This window comes from Colwellia sp. MB02u-6, assembly GCF_014077095.1.
Lineage (GTDB): Bacteria > Pseudomonadota > Gammaproteobacteria > Enterobacterales > Alteromonadaceae > Cognaticolwellia.
On sequence record NZ_JACGVG010000016.1, the window covers coordinates 1 to 25,474 of the forward strand.

General features: G+C 38.9%; 19 protein-coding genes. 9 read left to right on the top strand and 10 right to left on the bottom strand.

The annotated features are described in order from the left end of the window. The first annotated feature begins 107 nt into the window (after window positions 1–107). Window positions 108–2,693 (top strand): chemotaxis protein CheB, encoded by a 2,586-nt coding sequence (locus H4J46_RS00885; RefSeq protein ID WP_182231713.1) that lies wholly within the window; start codon window positions 108–110, stop codon window positions 2,691–2,693. Continuing rightward, on the top strand, window positions 2,690–4,960 hold the full coding sequence (locus H4J46_RS00890) for an EAL domain-containing protein (RefSeq protein WP_259365626.1): 2,271 nt from the start codon (window positions 2,690–2,692) through the stop codon (window positions 4,958–4,960). The genes H4J46_RS00885 and H4J46_RS00890 overlap by 4 nt, the downstream gene beginning before the upstream one ends. 355 nt (window positions 4,961–5,315) lie before the next feature. Here the strand turns inward: H4J46_RS00890 and H4J46_RS00895 are convergent, their stop codons facing one another. From H4J46_RS00895 to lrp, 7 genes are all read right to left on the bottom strand, one after another. Then, window positions 5,316–7,010, bottom strand: coding sequence for a SulP family inorganic anion transporter (locus H4J46_RS00895; protein WP_220462895.1), 1,695 nt, complete (start codon window positions 7,008–7,010; stop codon window positions 5,316–5,318). A 477-nt stretch (window positions 7,011–7,487) separates the two neighbouring features. Continuing rightward, on the bottom strand, window positions 7,488–8,768 hold the full coding sequence (serS, locus tag H4J46_RS00900) for a serine--tRNA ligase (protein ID WP_182231714.1): 1,281 nt from the start codon (window positions 8,766–8,768) through the stop codon (window positions 7,488–7,490). Window positions 8,769–8,793: 25 nt separating this feature from the next. After that, window positions 8,794–9,195, bottom strand: a complete 402-nt coding sequence (gene crcB, locus H4J46_RS00905; RefSeq protein WP_182231715.1) for a fluoride efflux transporter CrcB — start codon at window positions 9,193–9,195, stop codon at window positions 8,794–8,796. Then, window positions 9,188–10,543 carry a replication-associated recombination protein A gene (locus H4J46_RS00910; protein WP_182231716.1) on the bottom strand — a complete coding sequence of 452 codons (1,356 nt, stop codon included), beginning with the start codon at window positions 10,541–10,543 and terminating at the stop codon, window positions 9,188–9,190. The genes crcB and H4J46_RS00910 overlap by 8 nt, the downstream gene beginning before the upstream one ends. Continuing rightward, complete coding sequence (gene lolA, locus H4J46_RS00915; RefSeq protein ID WP_182231717.1) at window positions 10,530–11,291, bottom strand: outer membrane lipoprotein chaperone LolA; 762 nt, start codon at window positions 11,289–11,291, stop codon at window positions 10,530–10,532. The genes H4J46_RS00910 and lolA overlap by 14 nt, the downstream gene beginning before the upstream one ends. 1 nt (window position 11,292) lies before the next feature. After that, window positions 11,293–13,845: a DNA translocase FtsK gene (locus tag H4J46_RS00920; RefSeq protein WP_404851626.1), complete on the bottom strand. Its 2,553-nt coding sequence runs from the start codon at window positions 13,843–13,845 to the stop codon at window positions 11,293–11,295. A 75-nt stretch (window positions 13,846–13,920) separates the two neighbouring features. Then, on the bottom strand, window positions 13,921–14,403 hold the full coding sequence (gene lrp, locus H4J46_RS00925; protein WP_182231718.1) for a leucine-responsive transcriptional regulator Lrp: 483 nt from the start codon (window positions 14,401–14,403) through the stop codon (window positions 13,921–13,923). A 122-nt stretch (window positions 14,404–14,525) separates the two neighbouring features. On the opposite strand from lrp, the gene ald reads away from it, so the two are divergent. The 6 genes from ald to infA all read left to right on the top strand — a co-directional run bounded on the left by ald (window position 14,526) and on the right by infA (window position 20,523). Beyond that, window positions 14,526–15,647, top strand: a complete 1,122-nt coding sequence (gene ald, locus H4J46_RS00930; RefSeq protein WP_182231719.1) for an alanine dehydrogenase — start codon at window positions 14,526–14,528, stop codon at window positions 15,645–15,647. A gap of 224 nt (window positions 15,648–15,871) precedes the next feature. Continuing rightward, window positions 15,872–16,831, top strand: a complete 960-nt coding sequence (trxB, locus tag H4J46_RS00935) for a thioredoxin-disulfide reductase (RefSeq protein WP_182231720.1) — start codon at window positions 15,872–15,874, stop codon at window positions 16,829–16,831. A 3-nt stretch (window positions 16,832–16,834) separates the two neighbouring features. After that, entirely contained in the window at window positions 16,835–17,545 is a 711-nt protein-coding gene (gene aat, locus H4J46_RS00940) for a leucyl/phenylalanyl-tRNA--protein transferase (RefSeq protein WP_182231721.1), read from the top strand. A gap of 383 nt (window positions 17,546–17,928) precedes the next feature. Then, complete coding sequence (locus H4J46_RS00945) at window positions 17,929–18,339, top strand: hypothetical protein (protein ID WP_182231722.1); 411 nt, start codon at window positions 17,929–17,931, stop codon at window positions 18,337–18,339. 1,179 nt (window positions 18,340–19,518) lie between these two features. Beyond that, entirely contained in the window at window positions 19,519–20,220 is a 702-nt protein-coding gene (locus H4J46_RS00950) for an arginyltransferase (RefSeq protein ID WP_182231723.1), read from the top strand. 84 nt (window positions 20,221–20,304) lie between these two features. Then, entirely contained in the window at window positions 20,305–20,523 is a 219-nt protein-coding gene (infA, locus tag H4J46_RS00955; protein WP_011043571.1) for a translation initiation factor IF-1, read from the top strand. Window positions 20,524–20,825: 302 nt separating this feature from the next. Here infA and clpA read toward each other — a convergent pair whose 3' ends face one another. Both clpA and clpS read right to left on the bottom strand, forming a co-directional pair. Continuing rightward, window positions 20,826–23,078, bottom strand: a complete 2,253-nt coding sequence (clpA, locus tag H4J46_RS00960) for an ATP-dependent Clp protease ATP-binding subunit ClpA (RefSeq protein WP_182231724.1) — start codon at window positions 23,076–23,078, stop codon at window positions 20,826–20,828. A gap of 28 nt (window positions 23,079–23,106) precedes the next feature. After that, on the bottom strand, window positions 23,107–23,427 hold the full coding sequence (gene clpS / locus H4J46_RS00965) for an ATP-dependent Clp protease adapter ClpS (RefSeq protein ID WP_182136791.1): 321 nt from the start codon (window positions 23,425–23,427) through the stop codon (window positions 23,107–23,109). 235 nt (window positions 23,428–23,662) lie between these two features. On the opposite strand from clpS, the gene cspD reads away from it, so the two are divergent. After that, a complete protein-coding gene (cspD, locus tag H4J46_RS00970; RefSeq protein ID WP_182184695.1) occupies window positions 23,663–23,884 on the top strand; it encodes a cold shock domain-containing protein CspD in 222 nt (73 codons plus the stop codon). Window positions 23,885–24,020: 136 nt separating this feature from the next. Here the strand turns inward: cspD and icd are convergent, their stop codons facing one another. Next, complete coding sequence (gene icd, locus H4J46_RS00975) at window positions 24,021–25,271, bottom strand: NADP-dependent isocitrate dehydrogenase (RefSeq protein ID WP_182231725.1); 1,251 nt, start codon at window positions 25,269–25,271, stop codon at window positions 24,021–24,023. Window positions 25,272–25,474 lie beyond the last annotated feature (203 nt).

The following is a 25,474-nucleotide window of genomic DNA, read 5'->3' on the forward strand; positions in this document are numbered from 1 at the left end:
CAATTACATTTTACTAAAATTATATATAATTTTATTAAAATGTAATTGCACACCACTTAATATATTGTTTATTATAATGTTATGGAGCACAAAATAAATGTACCTTAATGAAAAATAAAATAAAAGCCACCAAGCCAAACACTTCCAGTGACTCACGTCGGTTAAATGCTCTAAAAAAACCATCAAATATTGTCGGCATCGGTGCTTCTGCTGGCGGTTTAGAGGCATTGGAAGACTTTTTTTCTCAGGTGAAAACGCCTTCCCATATGGCGTTTGTTGTTATCCAGCACCTAGATCCCTCTCACAAAGGCATCATGGCTGAGTTGTTGCAACGTACTACGCAAATGATAGTCAAAGAAGCTCGCAACCACATGAGAGTAGAGAAAAATTGTGTTTATGTAATCCCTCCTAATACAGATTTATCCATTCTGCACGGCTCATTATGTTTGTTTGAGCCTGCGATTAATTCCGGATTACGCCTACCGATTGATTTTTTCTTTCGATCCCTTGCTAGTGATCAGCGCGAAGATGCGGTGGCTGTTATTCTTTCTGGCATGGGTTCTGATGGTACCTTAGGTTTACGCGCCATCAAACAAAATGCTGGACTGTCTCTGGCCCAATCCCCTGGATGTGCAAAATTTTCTTCCATGCCTCAAAGCGCCATTAATGCAGAATTAATCGACATCATTGCCCCAACTAAAGAATTACCAGAACATATACTCAGTGAGATCAAAAATGGCCCTCATACAGCCACACAGGATATTGAACCAAGGGTAGAAATAAAATCAAAAAGTGCATTGGAACAGATCGTTATTATCTTGCGTGAACGCACGGGAAATGACTTTTCACTGTATAAGAAAAACACCATCTATCGTCGTATTGAACGGCGTATGCACCTACATCAACTTGAAAACATAGCGCTTTATGCACGCTATCTGCGAGAGAACCCACAAGAACAGGACCTATTATTTAAAGAACTGTTAATTGGGGTAACCAATTTCTTTCGTGATAAAGACGTTTGGGCGCAGCTCAAGTCAATCGCGTTGCCAGCACTATTAGAAAATTATCCTGAAGGTAAAGAGCTTCGAGCTTGGGTTACCGCCTGCTCAACCGGTGAAGAGGCTTATTCACTCGCCATAACTATGATGGATCTCTTGGATGAGATTAATCCTAAAGCGCGTTTTAAACTACAAATTTTTGCGACCGATCTTGATGAAGATGCGATCAACATTGCTCGGCAAGGCTTTTATCCAGCAAGCATTGAGACAGATGTAACGCCAACACAATTAGAGCGTTATTTCATTAAAGATGATAGAGGTTACCGTATCAATAAGAAAATACGTGACATGATCATCTTTGCACCGCAAAATATTATCATGGATCCACCATTTACTAAGTTAGATATTGTTACCTGCCGTAATCTGCTTATTTACCTTGGACCAGAATTACAAAAAAAGTTAATTCCATTGTTCCACTACACATTGAATTCTAATGGTCTTTTGCTGTTAGGCAATGCCGAAACCATAGGTAATTTTACCAATTTGTTTTTAGCACTTAACGATAGTGCACGGATTTTTAACCGTATCGATATTCCCAAACAACGAATGGATGTCGACTTTCCCTCAAGAATATTTCCTGTTATATCTGTGATATACAATGAACCCAAGAGAACCCGAGATATGAGTAAAGACATCATTAACTTACAAGCGCAGGCAGACCAACTCCTACTACAAAATTACTCGCCTGCAGCGGTATTGGTTAATGCTGCCGGTGATATTATGTATATCAATGGTCGCACGGGTAAATATTTAGAAGCCTCGGCGGGTAAGGCCAATTGGAATGTTCACGTGATGGCGCGTGAAGAACTGCTCATGCACCTTAACCTTGCGATGAAGAAAGCGCAGGCACAAGTAGAGCCAGTTATTATTGAAAACCTAATGATAGGCACAGAAACGATTAACTTAACGGTGCAAGCCATTGCTAAACCAAAAGCTTTGATGGGTTTGCTGATGGTGACTTTTACCACAGTTTTAACACCCACCGCGCAGCCGAGTAAAAAGCGGGGTAAAGCAGAAGAAAGTAATCAGCGAGAACTGCAACATGCGCGCGACGAGATACAAGCAACTCGTGAACAAATGCAGGCGGCACAAGAAGAACTCAGGTCCAGCAATGAAGAGTTACAATCTACCAATGAGGAATTACAATCTACCAATGAAGAATTGACCACTTCTAAAGAAGAAATGCAGTCAATGAATGAAGAGTTGCAAACGGTCAATACCGAACTACAATCTAAAGTTGATGATTTGTCATGGGTCAACAACGACATGAAAAACCTGCTTAATAGCACCGAAATAGCGACGGTATTTCTCGATAATGGGCTACGCGTAAGACGATTCACTAACTACGCCACCCACCTATTTAAACTGATCCCTGGTGATGTTGGTCGACCATTGTCTGACATAGTTACTGAGCTTGATTATACTTCACTACAAGAAGATGCGCGGGCAGTGTTAGACACACTAATTTTCATAGAAAAAGAAGTAACCGCCCACAAGGAGCGTTGGTTTAAGGTCCGTATTATGCCTTATCGCACACAAGAAAACGTGATTGACGGCGTAGTCATTACCTTCACTGACATTAGCGCAGCCAAGCTGCTTGAGTCAAAGTTACGTAAAATAAAGCCAGCTATATGACCAACCATATGACCAAGCCTACACAACCTCCCAAAATGTTAGCGAAACTCTCACCAAAAGAGTTACGTCAGCTTGCTGAAGTACAAGTGAAAAAAAATAAGGACAACAAACAAGCTGTTCTTATCAACAACGACGCCCAACAGCTATTACACGAGCTGCAAGTTCATCAAATTGAATTGGAGATGCAAAATGATGAGTTGCAGCAAACGCGGATAACTGAACAATTACATTATCGCTACACTGAGTTATTTGAGTTTGCACCCATTGCTTATTTTGCTTTTGATCAGAAAGGCAAAATTACTCAGGTCAACTTACGAGGTGCGAACTTATTGGGTATTAATCGTATTAACTTAGTAGGAAAAAGCTTTGTCAACTACGTCACAATGCCCCATCGCAATACTTTTAATGATTGTCTGGCAAATGTATTTCAGCATAAAGGCAAACAATCATTTGAGATTTTAGTTCGCGTTAACCAGACAACACGTTGGCTAAATATCGAAGCTAATCTGGGCATTACAGACACTGACTGTCTTGCCGCACTAATTGACGTTACCAAAAAAAAACAAACTGAAAATGAGCAGAAACTGGCTGCTAGTGTTTTTACTTATGCTAGAGAAGGCATCACGATTACCGATAATAATGGTATTATTATCGATGTTAACGACAGTTTCACCCGTATAACAGGCTACAGTCGTGAAGAGGCTATTGGTCAAAATCCGCGTTTTCTCCAATCAAGTAAGGAGACCCCTGAATTTTTTTCTGGCATTGATCAAGCACTGCAAAAAGATAGTAATTGGTCTGGTGAAATTTGGAACAGACGTAAAAATGGTGAAGTGTATGTTGAAATGACTACCATTAGTGCGGTGTTCAATGAATATGGTATCGCGACCCATTATATCGCCTTAGCTAACGATATCACCCCGATGAAAGAGCATCAAACTCAACTAGAGAGAATAGCTCATTACGATGTACTGACTAACTTACCCAATCGAGTATTGCTGGCTGACCGATTATCTCAAGCCATGTTACGGTGCAGTCGTAACAAGCATTTACTTGCAGTGGCTTTTCTAGATTTAGACGGTTTTAAAACGGTTAATGATATGCATGGCCATAACGTGGGTGATGAACTACTCATTGTCCTCTCAGTTCGTATGAAAGAGGCGTTACGAGAGGGTGATACCTTAGCCCGTATTGGCGGTGATGAGTTTGTGGCCATATTAACTGATCTAGACAAAGTTGAAGATTGTGAACCGGTATTAGAACGCTTGTTATTAGCCGCGTCTGAGCCAGTTACTGTCAATGATGTTATCTTCAATTTATCCGTCAGCATTGGCATAACGATTTACCCACAAGATAATGCCAATGCTGACCAACTGGTACGCCATGCCGATCAAGCTATGTATGTAGCTAAAGGATCGGGTAAAAATTGTTATCATTTGTTTGATACCGCTCAAGATGACGCGGTTAAACTGCATCAGGAAAACCTAGAAGCTATTCGTCATGCCTTAGACCATCGTCAATTTGTACTTCATTATCAACCTAAGGTTAATATGAAGACTGGCATAGTGACAGGTGTTGAAGCGCTTATTCGCTGGCAACATCCTCAACGAGGGTTATTAAACCCTATCGATTTTTTACCCATTATTGAAAATAATCCGATGAATATTGAGGTGGGTGAATGGGTTATTGATACCGCACTAACACAAATCAGTGAATGGCAAAAAATGGGTCTTAGTCTCGTAAATATAAGTGTAAACATTGCTGCGGTTCAATTACAACAGTCTAGATTTACACAGACCTTAACCTCACTACTAGCAGCCCACCCCGATGTTAAACCTAGCTATTTAGAACTAGAAGTACTGGAAACCAGTGCTTTAGATGATATTCACCATATCTCAAACATCATGGATGATTGTATCGCACTAGGTGTAAACTTTGCCTTAGATGATTTTGGCACCGGCTATTCATCACTCACTTATCTTAGGCGTTTACCCGCCAGCATGATTAAGATAGACCAGAGCTTTGTACGAGACATGCTAATTGACGTTGACGATTTGGCCATTGTTGAAAGCGTGATAGCTTTAGCTAAGTCATTCAAACGTGACGTAATTGCTGAAGGCGTTGAAACAATTGAACATTGCAAGGCTGTACTACAACTGGGCTGTGACTTAGCTCAAGGTAATGGTATTGCCAAACCGATGCCAGCAAGCGATATTCCTGCTTGGATTAATCACTGGAAGCCTGATGTGACTTGGCACACTCAATAAGCTTAAAAACGTATCCGTAAAAGATCTATTTTTCTATAAAATTGCCGATAAACTTAGGCCCGCTTCATAGCTCAGTATTATATGAACAAATCAAAGTAATGGCTTATCGCCAAAAAAATTATTAATTTTTCACCTGTAAATACCCTAGTAGTCATCTCTTTCGTTGTGCCCAATCTCATAAACTAGCGATTGCTTGACAACATGCGCCTGTATTCTCTCGTGCCTTATCGCCATTTAATACCAATCACAATTTCTATACTCTGCACGATAGCTCAATCTCCTATCTATTTTTAAATGAAAGTGTTGGCAAAGTGAATTAACTATATTCATAGCTGATAAGCTAAAAACATTATACCTATACGCTTAACGGCGCTATTAGTGTGCGCTTTTCAACATAATTTAATGCTGCTTGTAGGGCTTCATGGCGATAGGTATAAGTATTTTCTGTCGGCACCATAGCTAATAACTCAAATTTTTCTAATTGTTTTCGCGTTTGCTGATTTGGGCAGAGTAGGAACACTTCACAATTTGCCTCTCGGGCATCTTTAATCACATTTTCAAGCGCCAAACCCACGGTGATATCAAACATAGGTACGTCGGTTAAATCAAGGATCATCGCTTCATAATCACTGACACGGCTATGTTGACGAGCAATAGCTTTTGAGACGCTAAAAATCATTGGCCCTGAAAGATAAAAAAATAGCACTTTACCATTGGCGCGATCTAATAATACTCGTTCACCATCGGTTAGCGGTACCACATCCTGATCTGTGTCACTGATCGCTTTTACTTGCTTTGCTTGTGCTTGACTCAGTTGTTCAATAATGAGGATGTTGGAGATAAATACGCCAAGCCCTACCGCTACAATCAAGTCAACAAACACGGTTAATAACATGACGCCATACATAATCATCATACCTTGTAGGCTGACTTTATGGGCGCGTTGGATAAAGCTCCAATCTAAAATATTTAAACCAACATAAACCGCAATACCGGCTAATACGGCCATCGGAATAGGCTCGGTTAGGCCACCCGCAATTAATACCACCAGGGTTAATACCAGTGCCCTCACCATGCCTGATAACGGTGAACGCGCGCCAACTTGAATATTAGTGACTGTGCCCATAGTTGCTCCAGCGCCAGGTAAGGCGCCAAATAATCCTGAGATCATATTAGCAAGCCCTTGGCCACGTAGCTCTTTATCTGAGTCATGCTCTTTACGGGTCAGTGAATCACCGATAACAGCGGTTAATAAAGTATCAATACAGCCTAACGTGCCTAAGACGAGGGCATCAACCACCATGGTCATAAACATGTCAGCCGTAAAGTGTGGCATAACTAAAGAAGGTAAACCTGCAGGGATTTCTCCAATACGGCGAATACTGTCGATATCAAAAAATAAAACAGAAAATAAAGTAACGGCTACTAAAGCAACAAGTTGTGCAGGTACGTATTTTCGATACTGTTTTGGGAAGAAAAATAACACCGCTAAGGTCAGTATGCCAAGTAATAACTCGCTAAAATTAATATTTGATAGGATATTAGGCAGTGCTGATATTGTACCTAAGACTCCACCGACTGGGGCCGCTTGGCCTAAAAGTGGTGACAGTTGCAAAATAATTAAGATCACACCGATACCTGACATAAAGCCAGATATGACACTGTAAGGCATTAAGGTAATGTATTTACCCAACTTAAGTGTGCCGATTAATATTTGAAAGGCTCCCGCCATCATTACGACAGTAAATGCCATCGCCATACCTGATTCAGGATATTTTGCCATCATACTGGTAAGCACAGCGGTCATAATCACTGTCATCGGCCCAGTAGGTTCGGAGATCAGCGATGTTGATCCGCCAAATAAGGCAGCAAAAAAGCCAACTAAAATCGCTCCCCAAAGCCCGGCTTCAGCACCGGCTCCGGACGCTACGCCAAAAGCGAGTGCTAAGGGTAAAGAAATAATAGCGGTTGTGACACCACCAAAAATGTCACCTTTAAGATTTATATCGTTAAAGCGCTCACCAAACAAAACTTGATTCCTTACCTTCATTTAAATTAGCTAATTCTAGCAAAACTTTAATTAGATAAGTACAAAAATAGCTATAGATCGACGCTAGTTAGATTGCCACTATAAGACGCATTGATAATAATGACTTAAACTAAAATGGCGAACATTACTGTATGCAAATTCTAACCAAGATATAGTTAATATTAAACAAGATAAATATATCCTGTAAACTGCTATTAGTTTATCTATCACACACAGTGACAGTATGCATAGCCTTCTTCAAAAGAATGAAATACCTCATGCCCTTTGCCAATGGTTAGGACTTATTATGTTTGGGCTTGTGTCTGATATGAATTAAAAAATCACAAATAAACATAGTGTTAAAGGTTTTTACAACACGATCTATTCTTATCAGAAGTCTGCTGATGAAAAGTTTTCTTTTTAGTTTGTTGAGAAAAAGATAAAAAAAATCCAATAACTAGGTATTGGATTTTATGATAAAACTTTCATTAACGCTGATTAGTTTATGTTGGTACAACCTTTCATATAAGGTTGTAAAACGGTGGGGACATTAATACTACCGTCAGCTTGTTGGTAGTTTTCTATCACAGCAACCAATGTGCGACCCACTGCCAAACCTGAGCCATTGAGTGTATGAACAAGCTCTGTCTTATTGGTTTCACTATTACGATATCTGGCTTGCATTCTACGGGCTTGGAAGTCTGCCATGTTTGAGCAAGATGAAATTTCGCGATAGGTATTTTGTGCCGGTAACCACACTTCAATATCAAAAGTTTTTGTCGCACTAAAGCCGATGTCACCGGTACATAACACAACAGTACGATAAGGAAGTTCTAATTTTTCTAGAATTTTTTCTGCATGACCGGTTAACTCTTCTAAAGCGTTAAAAGAATCTTCAGGTTTAACGATTTGTACCATTTCTACTTTGTCGAACTGATGTTGGCGAATTAAACCGCGAATGTCACGGCCATAAGAACCCGCCTCGCTGCGAAAACATGGGGTATGAGCACACATTTTAATGGGCAACTCTTGTTCGTCAACAATTTCGTCACGTACTAAGTTCGTTAACGGAACTTCAGCGGTTGGGATCAAAGAGAGTTTTTTATTGTTGAGTTCGGTATGGAATAAATCTTCACCAAATTTTGGTAATTGACCGGTACCGTATAAAGACTCATGATTGACCAAGTAAGGCACATACATTTCTTGGTAGCCGTGCTCTTCACTGTGCACATCTAACATCAATTGTGCTAGTGCTCGGTGTAATTTAGCAATTTGACCACGCATAACAGCAAAGCGTGTACCCGCAAGCTTGGCACCGCTTTCAAAGTCTAAACCTTTACCTAGTGCCGTGGCAACGTCAACATGATCTTTTACTTCAAAGTCAAATACACGCGGCGTACCCCAACGTTTAATTTCTACATTGTCGTCTTCACTTGCACCGGCAGGCACTGACTCATGAATTAAATTAGGTATGGCTGAGGCGATTAGGTCGATTTGCGCCAACACTTGGGTTTGCGCTTCTTTCGCGGCTTCTAACTCATCACCGAGTTTACTCACTTCGGCCAACAAGGGTTGAATATCTTCGCCACGGGCTTTCGCTTGACCTATCGACTTAGAGCGAGTGTTACGCTGATTTTGCAAATCTTGCGTGCTCATTTGGATCGCTTTACGTTGCTCTTCCAACATAATTAATTGCGCGGTGTCTAATTTATATCCGCGTTTAGCGAGCTCAGTTGCGGTATTTTCGATGTCTGTTCTAAGTAATTTTGGATCAAGCATGATATATCAGTGTTTTCTTTATTATTTACTTGTTAAAAATAGATACAATATACATACCTAATGCCGCTGCAAAAATGCATAAACTAACATTAAGTAAGATGTTTATTGTCGCTTTAAATATGTCACCTTGTTGTATTAATAACAAGGTATCTAATGAGAAGGTCGAAAAGGTGGTAAATGCGCCTAAAAAGCCAATACCAATAAGTGTTCGATAAATACTAACCTCAATAACACCTTGTTCAATTAACCCATAAAGTGCTCCCATGATCAGGGATCCGGAAATATTAACCGCCAGCGTCGCAAAAGGGAATCCTTTTCCGAGCCAATTGAAAATTAATTGTGAAATGTAAAATCTAAAACTCGCACCAAATGCGCCACCTATGGCGACAAATAGATATAAAGAAAAGTTGCTTAGGGTATTAGTCATATCGTTGTTGGTCACTTTGTTGGTCTAACTGGTTTAAATAATTTAACTTATCACGCAGTTGCTTTTCTAATCCGCGCTCTGTGGGTTGGTACAGTGTTGTTTGGGCTATTGCTTCTGGAAAGTAATTCTCACCGGCAGCAAAACCCCCGACTTCGTCATGAGCATAACGATATTCTCCACCGTGCCCTAATGCTTTAGTAATGGCGCTGGTCGCATTTTTTAAATGTAGTGGTACGTCAAGGTCACTGGTTGCAGCAGCCAAAGCTTTTGCTTGATTGAATGCGGTGTAAACGGCGTTACTTTTCGGCGCTAAGGCCATATAAACTGTAGCTTGTGCAATCGCTCGTTCACCTTCACTTGGACCCACACGCTGAAAAGTATCCCAAGCGTTCAGGGCTAATTGCATCGCCCTTGGGTCAGCATTGCCAATATCTTCACTGGCAATCGCTAACAACCGACGAGCAACATACAGCGCATCACCACCACCGTTTAAAATACGGGCATACCAATATAGTGCAGCATCCGGGTCTGAGCCGCGAACCGATTTATGAAAAGCGCTAATTAAATCATAAAAGGCGTCACCACCTTTGTCATAAAGTGCAATCTTATTACCCGCTACTTGAATGAGCTGGGCTTTATTCAGTATTTGTTGGTTATTTTCAACGCTGGTAATTTCTAAACAGTTCTCAAAAAGGTTAAGTAACCTACGCGCATCACCATTTGCCAAAGCAATAAGTTGCTTTTTTGTTGCCTCGTCAATAATGATATCAAAGCTTGAGCTTTGCTCTTGATAACTTATCGCACGGGCCAAGACATTACTGAGGTTGCTTTCACTGAGCTTTTTTAAGGTGTAAACCCGAGCTCGCGATAATATCGCCTGATTGAGCTCAAAAGCCGGATTTTCAGTGGTTGCACCAATAAAAATAATAGTACCATCTTCAATGTGCGGTAAAAAGGCATCTTGTTGACTTTTGTTAAAACGATGAACTTCATCAACAAATAGTACGGTTCTGCGTTGTTGATGGGTAGCACGACTTTTGGCATTTTCAATCGCCTGCCGTATATCTTTAATGCCTGACGTTACGGCAGAAACTCGTTCAATATTGGCATTGGCGTGATTGGCAATAATTTCTGCAATCGTGGTTTTACCTGTGCCAGGTGGGCCCCAAAATATAAGGGAATGCACCTTACCTTGCTCGATAGCCAAAGCTAATGGCATGCCTTTAGCTAATATATGTTCTTGGCCTTCATATTCAGCGAGCGATTTAGGCCTTAATTTTGCCGCTAAAGGTTTGAAACGGTCATCTTCAGCAAAACCTAGATCAAGTGAACCATTAGCGTTGATCATCTAAATAAACACCTTCGGGAACAGAAAATGTAAATAAACTCGCCTTAGGCGCTTTATCTTGATGTGTCAGGGTAATGACACTTAATTGGCCCGTAGCATCAAGAATATTAAATGCGGCAAGTTCGAGGTGGTTAAGTTTTTGTACAAAGCTTAGTTCTAAGCTTTTAACACGAGCATTTTCATTATTAGCGCTGATCAAGTAACGGTTATCTGTTAACTGATTTACGCTATAATCTTGCCATAGCTGCTCGTCATTACTGGTGATTAATAAAATAGGGGTATTGGCTATCGCACTTTCTAAGCTATAGACACTGACCTGTTCAACAAACGGGTCATAAAACCAGAGGTTTTTGCCGTCTGAAACAATTAATGACTCATCGGGCATGATGGTTTGCCAATTGACTAAATTGGGTTTGCTAACGGCAAGTAAACCACTACCTTGTTGTAATTTATTGCCCGCTTCATCAAAAATTTCTTGATTAAACTCAGCACTAAAAAATTCAATTTTAGCTAATTTTGCCATTAATTCACGCTTACTGTTATCGGCCTTTTTTACAGCGGTATGAGTCGCAATATTGCTAGTCATCATGTTTACTGCATTGTTCACTGCACTGCCTGCTGCACTGGTTTTTAGCTCTGGTATCACTTCACTTCTAGCACTTAAAGCAAGGCTAGTCGTTGATAATACGATACTAAAAAGTGCGGCGATGACCACAGCACTTTTTATCAATTTTGTCTTAGTTAGCATGTTAAGGCTCCTTAATTGGCGGTGGCGCTAGTACTTCTCGTGCGCCATTATTGCCCGGTTTGGTTACGACGCCATGTATTTCCATTTGTTCGACAATGCGGGCTGAACGGTTGTAACCAATTCTAAATTTACGTTGAATACTGGAAATAGACACTCGGCCATTTTCAGTAATAAAGGCGATGGCTTCGTCATACAAAGTATCGAGTTCTTCTTCGCTGTCGGCGTCTGCTTGTTCACCCGGTAAAAGAATTTCTTGGTCTGAACCGCCTGACAAAATGTCTTCGATATAATTAGGCTCAGCTCTTGATTTCCAATCATTGACTACCGCATGCACTTCGTGGTCATCAACAAAGGCACCGTGCACTCGAATAGGTACAGCTTCACCTGGCGGTAAATAAAACATATCACCCATACCCAATAACTGATCAGCACCTTGCTGGTCTAGAATAATACGAGATTCAATACGAGATTGCACTCTGAGCGCCATACGGGTTGGAATATTGGCTTTAATTAAGCCAGTAATAACATCAGCTGATGGCCGTTGCGTGGCTAAAATTAGGTGAATACCCGCGGCACGGGCTTTTTGTGCTATTCGAGCAATCAGTTCTTCTACTTTTTTACCCACTATCATCATCATGTCAGCAAATTCGTCAACAATAATCACTATTGATGGTAATTTACCTAAGGTGGGAGGTGTTTGCGTAAAAGCATCACTGGCTTGCCATAAGGGGTCAATGAGTGGTTCTCCCGCGGCGATGGCTTTAGCGACTTTGTCGTTATAGCCTTTAAGATTTCTCACCCCGAGTTTCGACATTAATTGATAACGGCGTTCCATTTCACCTACACACCAACGCAATGCGTTAGCGGCTTCTTTCATGTCAGTGACCACTTCAGAAAGTAGATGAGGAATACCGTCATAAACTGATAATTCAACTTGTTTAGGGTCAATCATGATCATACGGACATCTTCCGGCGAAGATTTATACAATATGCTGACAATCATAGTATTTACCGCAACAGATTTACCTGAACCTGTAGTACCTGCCACTAATAAATGTGGCATTTTCGCTAGGTCGGCAATCACAGGTTCGCCAGATATATCACTACCAATAGCCATGGCTAAATTTGATTTTGAATTAGCAAATTTATCGCAAGCAATCACATCAGCAAAGAATACGGTTTCACGATGTTTATTAGGTAATTCAATACCAATAACTGATTTACCTTCAATAACCTCTACCACACGAACACTTTTAGCTGATAACGAACGGGCTAAATCTTTCGATAAGTTGGTAATTTTACTGGCCTTAACACCTGGTGCTAAGTTTAATTCAAAACGGGTAATGACCGGACCAGGGAAAACACCCACCACTTCGGCTTTAATGCCAAATTCAATAAGTTTTGCTTCCACTAAGCGAGAAACTAGGTCTAGTTGTTCTTGATCAATCGGACTTTTAACCCTATCGGTACGATCTAATAAATCTAATGACGGCATATCATGATGATTTGGCTCTGCGGGCTTATCATTTTCTAATTGCTGGTAAATTTTGTCATGCAATGTGACTGGCTCTTCAACAATAATTTTTTCAACTGGCTCAAATGCCGCTGCGATTTCATCAGCACTGACGTGTTCTTGCACATTGATGGCCAGCGGCTCACCCATTAACTCGTCGATATCGACATAGGGTTCTTTTTCGCGGGTGTTATAGGCACTGTCGTCATCACTTTTGGCAAAAATACTCTCGTATTCTGTATCACTGATAGTCTCCAGCGCTTTTTTTACTTCTTCCGGCTCTTTCTCAAAAGCAATATAATGCTCAGTAGCACTACTGTCACTATTATCACTGTCACTGTTGTTTTCCATATTTAAATTTTCTAATGCTTGTTCAGTGTCATCAGATATTTTAGCTTTGGACTCTTGTTCAGGCCTAGTGCCTAAATATTGCTTGATCAGCTCAGGTATCGTTAAGCTGTATTCAATGGCGATAATGGCGTACTCCCCGACTCTGTCAATAGACTTAAGCAGCGAAATTCCTGTTAGCAAGACGAATCCTGAACCGCAAAATGTTACAAATAACAAAGTGCTACCAATGAATGATAAATACGGCAAGAGTGAGTTACTTAATACATCCCCTAGAATACCGCCAGCCGAAAAGTAAAAAACATCGTCAAAATTCATACTGGCAATTGAGGTTATGCCAATATAAAACAAGATAAAACCAATAAATTTCAAGCCAAGTGTAAGGTAATCTAGTCGGATTAATTGGTGATATTTTTGAAATAATAGCCAACCGATAATTGCGATAACAAAGGGTAAACTGTAGGCAACTAAACCAAATAAGTTTAATAATAAGTCAGATAAATAAGCCCCCACTGCACCACCTAAATTACGCACAGAACTTTGATAACCTGTTTGTGACCAACCAGGATCTGCGGGATCAAAACTAAAGAGCGCTAACATGATAAACATGGCAAAGACGCAAAAGACTAAAAGTCCTGCTTCGAGAAGACGTTGAACGCCGTTTAACTTTGGAGATGGAGAAGACAAATGCACACTCTTGAAAAAATTATCATTATATTATTGTTAAAATACCAAAAATTAGCGATGAATAAAACGTAATACCAAACATTAGCGTTTTATTGGCAAGAGATTTGACGATTTTACCTCTTCCATCACGACATAAGTTCTACTTTCACTCACAGCAGGCAGTCTTAATAAGGTATTACCGAGTAACTCACGATAAGCTGCGATATCTGCCACACGTGTTTTCAATAAAAAATCAAAATCCCCTGAGACTAAATGGCATTCTTGAATAACATCTAATTCATGAACAGCTTTGGAAAAGTCATTAAATACATCTGGGCTAGTTTTGGTTAAAGTAATTTCAACAATGACCAATAACGCGGCATCTAATTTTTGCGGATTTAGCATCGCTTGATAACCAAGAATAAAACGGTCATTTTCCAAACGTTTTACTCGCTCTAAACAAGGCGTAGCGCTTAATCCAACCCTTTTTGACAGTTCAATATTAGATAAACGACCATTTTTTTGTAGTTCAATTAAAATATTTTTGTCTATACGATCAATTTTTTTAGCTGTTGATGAACTCATATATAATTCGCTATAAAACACATTGCTTGCAGGATTATACCCTAATTTATCGAGAAAAACGACAGGTTAATCCGCTATAAAGTCATTATACTAGCTTCATATTTTACCGCAGAGATAAAGCTATGATTATTGGCGTACCTAAAGAAATAAAAAACCACGAATACCGTATTGGACTAACTCCAGCAGGTGTTAAAGAATTAGTTGTAAATGGCCACGACGTTATCGTTGAAAACAATGGTGGTGCAGAAATCGGTTTTGATAATGAACAATACATTACCGCTGGTGCGAAAATTATTGATACCGCAGCAGAAATTTTTGCTACTGCTGACATGATCATCAAAGTAAAAGAACCACAAACCAATGAGTGTAAAATGCTTCGCCCTGGCCAAGTACTATTTACCTACTTACATTTAGCCCCAGATCCAAAACAAACAGAACTGCTTGTCGCTTCTGGCGCTACTTGTATTGCCTACGAGACAGTGACTCAACATGGCGGTGGCTTACCTCTTTTAGCACCCATGTCTGAAGTGGCCGGTCGTATGTCTATTCAAGCCGGTGCGCACGCATTAGAAAAAGCACAAGGCGGTTTGGGCGCATTATTAGGTGGTGTACCTGGTGTTGCACCTGCCAAAGTACTTATTATTGGTGGTGGCGTTGTTGGCACTCAAGCAGCCCGTATGGCCGTTGGTATGGGCGCTGATGTAACCATTTTAGATCGCTCTTTGCCTCGTCTTCGCCAGTTAGATACAGAGTTTGATGGCCGCTTAAAAACAGTTTACTCAACGGCTGATGCTATGGACCAGCTTATTGTTGAAGCTGACTTAGTTATTGGTGCAGTATTGATCCCTGGTGCTGCAGCACCTAAATTGGTTACGGCACAACACATTAAAATGATGAAGAAAGGCGCTGTTGTTGTTGACGTTGCCATTGACCAAGGTGGTTGTTTTGAAACATCGAAAGCAACTACTCACCAAGACCCAACTTATATGGTTGATGGTGTTGTTCATTACTGTGTCGCTAATATGCCTGGTGGTGTCGCAAGAACATCAACTCTGGCTTTAACCAATGCTACTATGCCATTTACAGTTACCTTAGCAAATAAGGGTGCTAAACAAGCAATGCTTGATGACGTACACTTAATGGCTGGTTTGAATGTTTTAGGTGGAAAAATCACTTATAAGCCTGTTGCAGATGTATTAGGTTATCAGTATGTTAGACCAGAAGACGCTATAGTGACGTTATAGGCCTTACTAGATAAAATACTTAAAGCCGCTAGTTAATAGCGGCTTTTTTATTAGTCACTCTAATAGCGCCAAGAATATAAATCTATGGGCCATTTGTAAAAATAGCCTGGCAGTTTTACAAAATAAGTTATTAATTATAATTATTTCTTTGTTGCTCTCTTGAGATAATCACTTAGAATCCCAACCATTGTCATATCAACGTATTTTATTTTTTGGAGTAGTTCATGAGCGAAGCAAGACATTGCCCGTTACTCATATTGGGTTCAGGCCCTGCAGGATATACCGCAGCTGTTTATGCTGCACGAGCAAATTTAAAACCTGTGATGATCACAGGTTTAGAACCAGGTGGTCAATTAACCACTACCACCGAAGTAGAAAATTGGCCCGGTGATGCTGATGACTTAACAGGCCCAGCATTAATGGACCGTATGCAAAAACATGCGGAAAAATTTGACACTGAAATTATTTTTGATTACATCAGTGAAGTTGACTTTAGTGAGAAACCGTACAAATTAAAAGGTGATTCTGGCTATTATACCTGTGACGCACTTATTATCTGTACTGGTGCCTCAGCGCAATACCTAGGGCTACCTTCTGAAGAAGCCTTTATGGGTAAAGGTGTTTCTGCCTGTGCAACATGCGATGGATTTTTCTATAAAAATCAAAAGGTTGCAGTTGTTGGTGGCGGTAATACCGCGGTTGAAGAAGCCTTGTATTTGTCAAATATTGCCTCTGAAGTTCACTTAATTCACCGTCGTGATACCTTTCGCTCAGAAAAGATTTTGATCACACGTTTGATGGATAAAGTCGCCAACGGTAATATCATATTACACCTGGATCGTACGTTAGAGGAAGTACTAGGTGACAATATGGGTGTAACAGGTTTGCGACTTAAAGACATGAAGTCAGATGCTACCGAAGAAATTGATGTTATGGGTGTTTTTATCGCGATTGGCCATAAGCCAAATACTGATATATTTAACGATAAACTTGAGATGAAAAACGGCTATTTAACCATTCAAAGTGGTACAAATGGTAATGCAACACAAACCAGTGTTGAAGGTGTTTACGCGGCCGGCGATGTTGCTGATCATATATACCGTCAAGCCATTACTTCAGCTGGTTCTGGTTGTATGGCAGCACTAGATGCCGAGCGTTTCCTCGACGCAAAAGGTAGTCGCTAGTCAATGACACGAGCTATTCCTTGGTTATCTTCGAATAGCTCAACTTTCCCTGATTTATCTAACGCCTTAGATGAACCAAACGGCCTACTTGCTTTCGGTGATGACTTATCACCACAACGAATTATTCAAGCCTATCAACTAGGAATTTTCCCTTGGTTTAGTGATGGCGATCCAGTTATGTGGTGGAGTCCAAATCCACGGGGGATTATTAATATTGCTCAGCTTAATATTAATAAAACACTACAAAAAATACTTAAGCGCGAAATTTTTAGTGTAACACTCAATAAAGATTTTAAGCAGGTTATTGAGCTATGTGCTGATGCACCCTTTCGCTGTGAGGAGACTTGGATTGTTAATCCAATGCTATCAGCTTATAAAAAACTGCATGTTCAAGGTAAGGCCCACTCGATTGAAGTCTGGCAAAATGAGCAATTAGTGGGTGGATTGTATGGTGTGGCCGTTAACGGCTATTTTTCAGGTGAATCAATGTTTTACCGACAAAGCAATGCCTCAAAAGTAGCCTTGGTATATTTAGCTGTGCTACTAAAATCAATAGGTATTGAGCTTATTGACTGTCAAATGTTGAATCCTTTTTTAGCGTCAATGGGTTGTATTGAAGTATCCAGAGAACAATTTATTACCCAGCAAGTAGCGGCAAAAGCTATCGCTCCGCCGGTCAACTTTTGGCAACCTAGGACACTAACTTTAGTCTGAGCCAAAATACCCACTTATAACATTGTCGTTAATTATTATTCTATAGTTTACCTAGATAAAATCAAAAGTATTCCACAAGTTAAACTCATCAGTAAATCAAGGCAAGATGCTCAATTAGCGATAGCTAATTATTGTGATTGAGAGCACCAAAGCCGTGATGTATTTTGATCAGCACAAGCGAGCAATAATTTAATGAAATTGCTCTAAAGACTAGCTAAAGGCATGCTGTTTAAATAATCTGCTACTTAATATAATTATAAGTCTTTATAGCGACTTAAATTTGATATTAAGTTTCTAATAAATAAAAGATTGATCTGGCATGACTCTTTAATTCAGGATAAATAATTGAGAAAAATCTTTATTGGTTATATTTAATCTTAGTTGTGTTTCACTCAAACTTTGCATTAGCTTTAGACATTGCTGACATTGCGCAAAAGTTTAGCCAACAAAGTACTGTTAATCCAAAAGCAGTATTCTGCAAAATTGAAACTTTATTAGCAGATCCAGACATACCTATGACTTTAAAAGCGAAACTAATGGTCATGCAATCTGATATCGCTTACGTTATTAACCAACCTAAAAGTATTCTTAAATATTCAAAGTTGGCTTTAGCAACAGGTTTGTTAATTGAGCCTTGGCACACTAGAGTGCTGATTAGCCAATCGAGAGGATATTATCAGCGCGGAAAATTTAAAACATTTTTTGCCACTGCAAATATCGCCGTTATCAAAGCAGAACAACCAAATTTATCAAATTATAAGGTAGCCGCCTTAGTAAAAAGAGCTTTTGCCTAGCGTCTGTGATAAAGCAATAATACTTCAGCGATTTAGCACCGTAAGTAAAAGCCTGGGTAATATAGGAATAGCTAAAAAATACCAAGGTAAAGCCAATGATATTTATAAAAAGTTAATAGCGCTCATTATTTATTGGTTGATTATTATAATTTGGGGCGAATATATCAAGAGACTCAAGCTTGAGACGAAGCAAGTAAGTTAACGCTGAAGTCTTATCGCTGGGCCTTAAAAGACAACAATAAGCTCAATCAAGCATTTTCATTAGCTTGGCTATCAGAGTATCAAAATATCTTAGAAAATCACTCACAAGAAAAAAATATTTAAACAAAGCTATTATTGCTGCTGATGCAAGTACTTCAGAGCGGGTAAAAATACATGTTCGTAAAAATACGGCCAGTCTCTTATGTCACAACAAAGAATTTCAAGCGTGTCAAACCTTGCTTCTGGAAACCATTTTATTTGTAAAGTCTTATAAAATGCAACGTGATTAAGTGGAGTTAATGCGAATACTTGCAGAAGCATACTATCAACTGGGCGCGTTCGAGAATGCCTATTTAGTCTTAAAAGAGGCTAATTTACTCTAACTAAAATCTGTTGTTAAACTAGATAAACAATGTCCATGCCAGCTATTTATAATGGCTAATATTAAGCATTTTTCAAGACAACTACCCTACTTATTATTCTCGTTGTAATTTAAATCCACAACGACTATTGGGCAACCTGAAGATCACCTTATTTGACTAGCACTAGCTACTTGTGTCTTTTTTCTGTAACAGTATCCTATAATAAAAATATCCATTACTGACTGTTAAACGTTCTCCCGAGTAAACTTTTTTTCTGCCATAACATATACTTGCTCTTAATCAATAATATAGTTCTACATTGCTCTATTAGTTTACCTCGACATAAAAAACCTTACTCATGCCACCTTTTCGCACCAGGATCTCAATGATTATAAATGTAGTGAACAATTACCAAGATGACGATAAACGGCCAATTAGTGATTAATAACTCGCCTTGAATCGCACTAATTATTCTCGTTGAATCGTGGCTAATTATTTAGTCCATTAAGTATTATATTTCACCATCACTCGGCGACAAAATTGCTATAATGATTAAGTCACATTGCTTTGCAATGATTATATTTCATCTAAAAATTCAGTTACGGGTAAAGTATTAATGAGTTTAAATTATAAACTAGGTATTACAAAATCATTTCCTTGTAATTACCTGCCTGAACAGGAAGAGCGCTTATTAATCGCTGTTGATGACATCCTGCATGATCGTGAACATTATGGTTGGCTAATGCAGCAAGGCTTTAGGCGCAGTGGTAATGATATTTATCGTCCCCATTGTATTGCTTGTCAAGCATGCCAATCGCTACGTGTGCCAGTTCAAGACTTTAAGCCCTCAAGAAGCCAAAAACGCCTATTAAAAAGTAATCAGCTCTTTGAGGTTACGTTAAGTAAAAAAGTTAAAGAAAACTACTACCCACTGTATGAACAATACATTAATACTATTCATCACGATGGCAGTATGTTTCCAGCATCAAACGAACAATTTCAAAGTTTTACCCATAACAATATTACTGAGCCATACTATATTGAAATTTGGCATGAGCAAGTATTAATCAGTGTTGCCGTAACCGATGACATTCCTAATGGCTTATCAGCGGTTTATACCTTTTATCACCCGAGCTACAGAAAACAGGGGCTTGGTGTTTTTTCAATTTTAAAACAAATTGAAATTGCAGCTGAACTTAAACGAGAGTTTCTCTACCTTGGTTACCAAATAGAGCAATGCAGTAAAATGAATTACAAAAGCCGTTACCATCCCCACCAAATATTGGTCGAAAATCAATGGCAAACTGTAAATAAATAACACTATAGCTTTACATTAGCGCTGCAATTCGGCATTATCTGCGCAGCTTTTTGTTTATGCACTAATTTAGAGGTTCGGCGCCCAATGGCGAAAGAAGAAAATATTGAAATGCAAGGTACTGTTTTAGATACTTTGCCAAATACTATGTTCCGTGTTGAATTGGAAAATGGTCATGTTGTTACTGCTCATATTTCTGGGAAAATGCGTAAAAATTACATTCGTATTTTAACTGGCGATAAAGTCACTGTTGAATTAACACCATATGACTTATCTAAAGGTCGTATTATCTTCCGTGCTAGATAGAAATTAATTATTTCAGTTTTAGATGCGCTTTAGTAATATCTTAGTAAAGCGACTATTTATAACTAAAATTTAATTAACGCCAATTAAGTAATAACAAAAAACCGAGCTTGCTCGGTTTTTTTATGCTTGATAATAACAGTCAGTTTTTTGTTCCAGACGAAAATTAATACCCGCTACATTAAGCAAGTGATCAATTATCAGTAAGCCGACAGTACCGGCGTCCCTTTCGGTACTTACGTGTTCACATTAACGTGAAAGAACCTTGATACGCTAAAAAGATGTAGGGGCTTAAGCATCAAAGCCTAGTGTTCAACTAATTCTTTTTTTGATTCATAGTTAATCACCAACTTGTCTTTCTTCACCGCGACTTTAGCTACGCCACCTTGTGTTAGCTCACCAAAAAGCAACTCGTTTGCCAATGGTTTTTTCAACTGCTCTTGAATCAATCGAGCCATAGGTCGTGCACCCATTGTTTTGTCATAACCTTTAATTGCCATCCACTTCTTAGCATCTTTAGTTATCTCTAACGAAACACTCTTTTCATCAAGTTGAACTTGCAGTTCGACAATAAACTTATCAACAACTTGCTGGATAACTTCATCACCTAAGTGATTAAACCACACGATATTATCTAAGCGGTTACGAAACTCGGGCGAAAATACTTTGTTTATTTCGTCCATAGCATCCAAACTATTATCTTGTTGTTTAAAGCCAATAGATTGCTTTACAGTGTGTGCTACGCCTGCATTAGTTGTTAACACTAAAATAATATTTCTAAAATCGGCTTTGCGGCCATTATTATCGGTTAAGGTACCATGGTCCATAACTTGTAATAATATGTTGTAAACATCTTCATGTGCTTTTTCTATTTCATCTAACAACACAACGGCATGGGGGTTTTTAATCACTGCATCAGTTAATAAGCCACCCTGTTCATAACCAACATAACCTGGAGGAGCTCCAATTAAACGACTTACGGCATGTTTTTCCATATATTCAGACATGTCATATCGCAGCAGTTCTACGCCCAGCACTTTAGCTAATTGCTGGGTAACTTCTGTTTTACCAACCCCTGTTGGGCCAGCGAAGATAAATGAACCAATAGGCTTACGTTCATTGCCTAAACCTGCTCGCGACAAGCGAATAACAGAGGTTAATTCGTCAATAGCATGGTCTTGACCAAAAACAACCAATTTTAAATTACGGTCGAGTGTTTTTAAACTATCTATCTCTGATGACGACACTGACTTTTCAGGAATACGTGCCATTTTGGCAATAATATTTTCAATGTCGGTATTATCGATCACTTTTTTCCGTTTATCTGCGGCAACGAGTTGTTGACGCGCTCCGGCTTCATCAATAACGTCAATGGCTTTATCAGGTAAAAATCGATCATTGATATATTTTGCAGAAAGCTGTGCCGCTGCCCTTAAGGCGCTATTAGTGTAACGAACGCCATGATGCGCTTCGTATTTATCTTTCAAACCATGCAAAATTTTCGTGGTGTCGTCTACGCTGGGTTCAACAACATCTATTTTTTGAAAACGACGAGCTAATGCACGATCTTTTTCAAAAATACTTTGATACTCTTGATACGTGGTAGAGCCCATACAACGTAACTTACCTGATGAAAGTAAAGGCTTTAGCAAGTTTGAGGCATCTAACATACCACCAGACGCAGCACCCGCACCTATAATGGTGTGAATCTCATCAATAAAGAGAATTGCGTTGCCATCTTGTTCTAACTCTTTTAATAAGGCTTTAAAGCGTTTTTCAAAATCACCACGGTATTTAGTCCCAGCTAATAATGCGCCCATATCAAGAGAGTAAATAGTTGCATCAGCTAAAAACTCTGGCGCTTTGTCAGAAACCAATAAATTAGCTAAACCTTCAGCTATCGCTGTTTTGCCAACACCTGCTTCACCAACAAATAAAGGGTTGTTTTTGCGGCGGCGACTTAGTACCTGTAATGTACGTTCTAGTTCGTTATCGCGCCCTATTAGTGGGTCTATATTACCTTTCAAGGCTTCTTCATTAAGATTAGTAGCAAAGTTATCAATTGTGCGTGGTTCTTCCTCACCTGCCGGCGCTTGCTCTTCGTTATGACTATTTTCTTGTTCAATTTTCGCAATACCATGAGAAATAAAGTTAACAATATCTAAGCGACTAATATCAGATTTCTTTAAAAAATAAGCGGCTTGCGATTCTTGTTCACTAAATATTGCAACGAGTACATTCGCACCATTAACTTCACTTTTACCCGATGACTGGACATGAAAAACGGCCCGTTGTAATACGCGCTGAAAACCTAACGTTGGCTGAGTTTCTCTTTCTTCCTCACCGGAGGGAATAACTGGGGTCGTATCGGCGATGAAGGCTAACAGTTCTTTTCTTAAGTTTGCCATATCAGCGCCACAGGCTTTTAAAGCCTCAATGGATGATGGATTATCTAACAACGCCAACAATAAATGTTCAACCGTCATAAATTCATGGCGAGACTCTTTAGCCTGACGAAAAGCCATATTTAACGATACTTCTAAATCTTTATTCAGCATAGGTTACTCCAATTTAAATCTTGCGTTTTTACACTTTTTCCATAGTACATTTAAGCGGATGTTCATTGCTTGTTGCGTAACTTAACACCTGATCAACTTTCGTTTCAGCTACTTCAGCAGTAAAAATACCGCAACGCCCTTTCCCTTTATAATGAATCGCTAACATAATCTCTGTTGCTTGCTCCGAGTTCATGTTAAAAAATTTACACAACACATCAATGACAAAGTCCATTGGAGTATAGTCGTCATTTAATAACACTACTGTATACATTGGGGGTTTCTGAAATTTTTCAACAACCTCATCATCAAGAACGTTTTGATCGTCTATTAACTCTTTCCATTTACTCATAATTCTATATTAGTCTGTCAGTTAAATTTTTGCTTTAAGATTTGAAAAAAATAATAACTAAAAATGTCAAAAATCATAACATAACATTTGACTATTTCTATTTATTATCTACGATTTACTTTGGTGGCTATTTTTTAGTCTCCTAAAGTTAATACTAATACTTTAAAGAATACTTTAAAGAATGCTTTAGATAAAGCATACCTAATTACCGATGATTTTAGAAGGATGTTGAAGTATGGCTCACGGTACAGTTAAGTGGTTTAATAATGCAAAAGGGTTTGGTTTTATTCGTCCAGAGGATGGTGGTGAAGATATTTTTGCTCATTATTCAACGATTCAAATGGAAGGATACCGTACATTAAAAGCGGGACAGGATGTAAACTACGAATTAAATGGGGGGCCAAAAGGAGATCACGCAGCAAGCATTACGCCATCAGAAATAGAATCAGACAACTAAATTAAGTTAAGTTACTTTTTGGCTTAAAGTAAAAAACACAGCAACTTGGCTGTGTTTTTTTATGGTTAGTGATTATCGGTAATAAAACATGTTGACTCTACCTATAATCTATTTTCGGTTTATATATGTGTTAAATTTACATCTGATCAATAATACAATCACCAAATTCAGAACAAGTCACCAATGTCGCATCATCCATTAAACGCTCAAAGTCATAAGTTACTGTCTTAGCGTTGATCGCACCAGACATCCCTTTTAATAATAGGTTAGCAGCTTCTGTCCAGCCCATATGTCGTAACATCATTTCTGCAGACAAAATAACTGACCCAGGATTAACCTTATTAAGTCCAGCATATTTTGGTGCTGTACCGTGTGTTGCTTCAAAGATAGCAACTTCATCATTTAAATTAGCGCCTGGTGCTATACCAATGCCACCAACTTGTGCCGCTAAGGCATCTGACAAATAATCACCATTTAAATTTAAGGTAGCAATAACACTATATTCTGCTGGACGTAATAAAATTTGCTGTAACATCGCATCGGCAATAACATCTTTAATAATGATTTCTTTACCCGTTTTAGGATTTATAAGGCTACACCAAGGACCACCATTTAAAAGATCAGCGCCAAACTCTTCTCGGGCTAATTCATAACCCCATTCTTTAAAGGCCCCTTCAGTAAACTTCATGATATTACCTTTATGTACCAAAGTAACCGACTCTCTGTCGTGATCAATAGCGTATTGAATAGCTTTTCTAACTAATCTTTGTGTACCTTCTTTAGAAACAGGCTTGATTCCAATACCACAATTTTCTTCAAAACGAATTTTTGTAACACCCATTTCTTCAGTTAAAAATTTGATCATTTTTTTAGCCTGATCACTGCCCGCTTGATATTCGATACCCGCGTAAATATCTTCAGAATTTTCTCTAAAAATCACCATGTCTACTTCACTAGGTTTTTTAACTGGACTTGGTACGCCAGTAAACCATTGAACCGGTCGCTGGCACACATACAAATCTAGTATTTGTCTCAAGGCAACATTCAATGAACGCATACCGCCGCCAACGGGTGTGGTTAATGGGCCTTTAATACCGACTTTGTATGCTTTGAACATGGCTAAAGTTTCATCGGGCAACCAAGTTTCTGAGTCATAAATTTGTGTTGCCTTTTCTCCAGCATACACTTCCATCCAATGAATTTTCCTATCTCCGCCATAAGCTTTATTCACAGCAGCATCAACCACTTTCATCATAGGGGGGGTTACATCGACACCTATGCCATCACCTTCAATAAAAGGAATAATAGGATTGTTAGGTACTTTTAACAAACCTTGCTCTGAAGTAATTTTAGCACCTTCACTAGGAATATTTACATGGTTCGACATATGAGCTCTCCAAAATTTACTGATAAAATAGATGTTTGCTAATTTTTTAATCTGAATCTTAAAATAATAGAAAAAGGGTAATGACACTAATACTGAAATCGTGATAATGAAAATCATCAATATGAATAATTAAAACGCTTGTATAAATAAAATGCAAACTTTTATCAAAAATAATGCCATAACCAGCAATGAGACTTTCACTT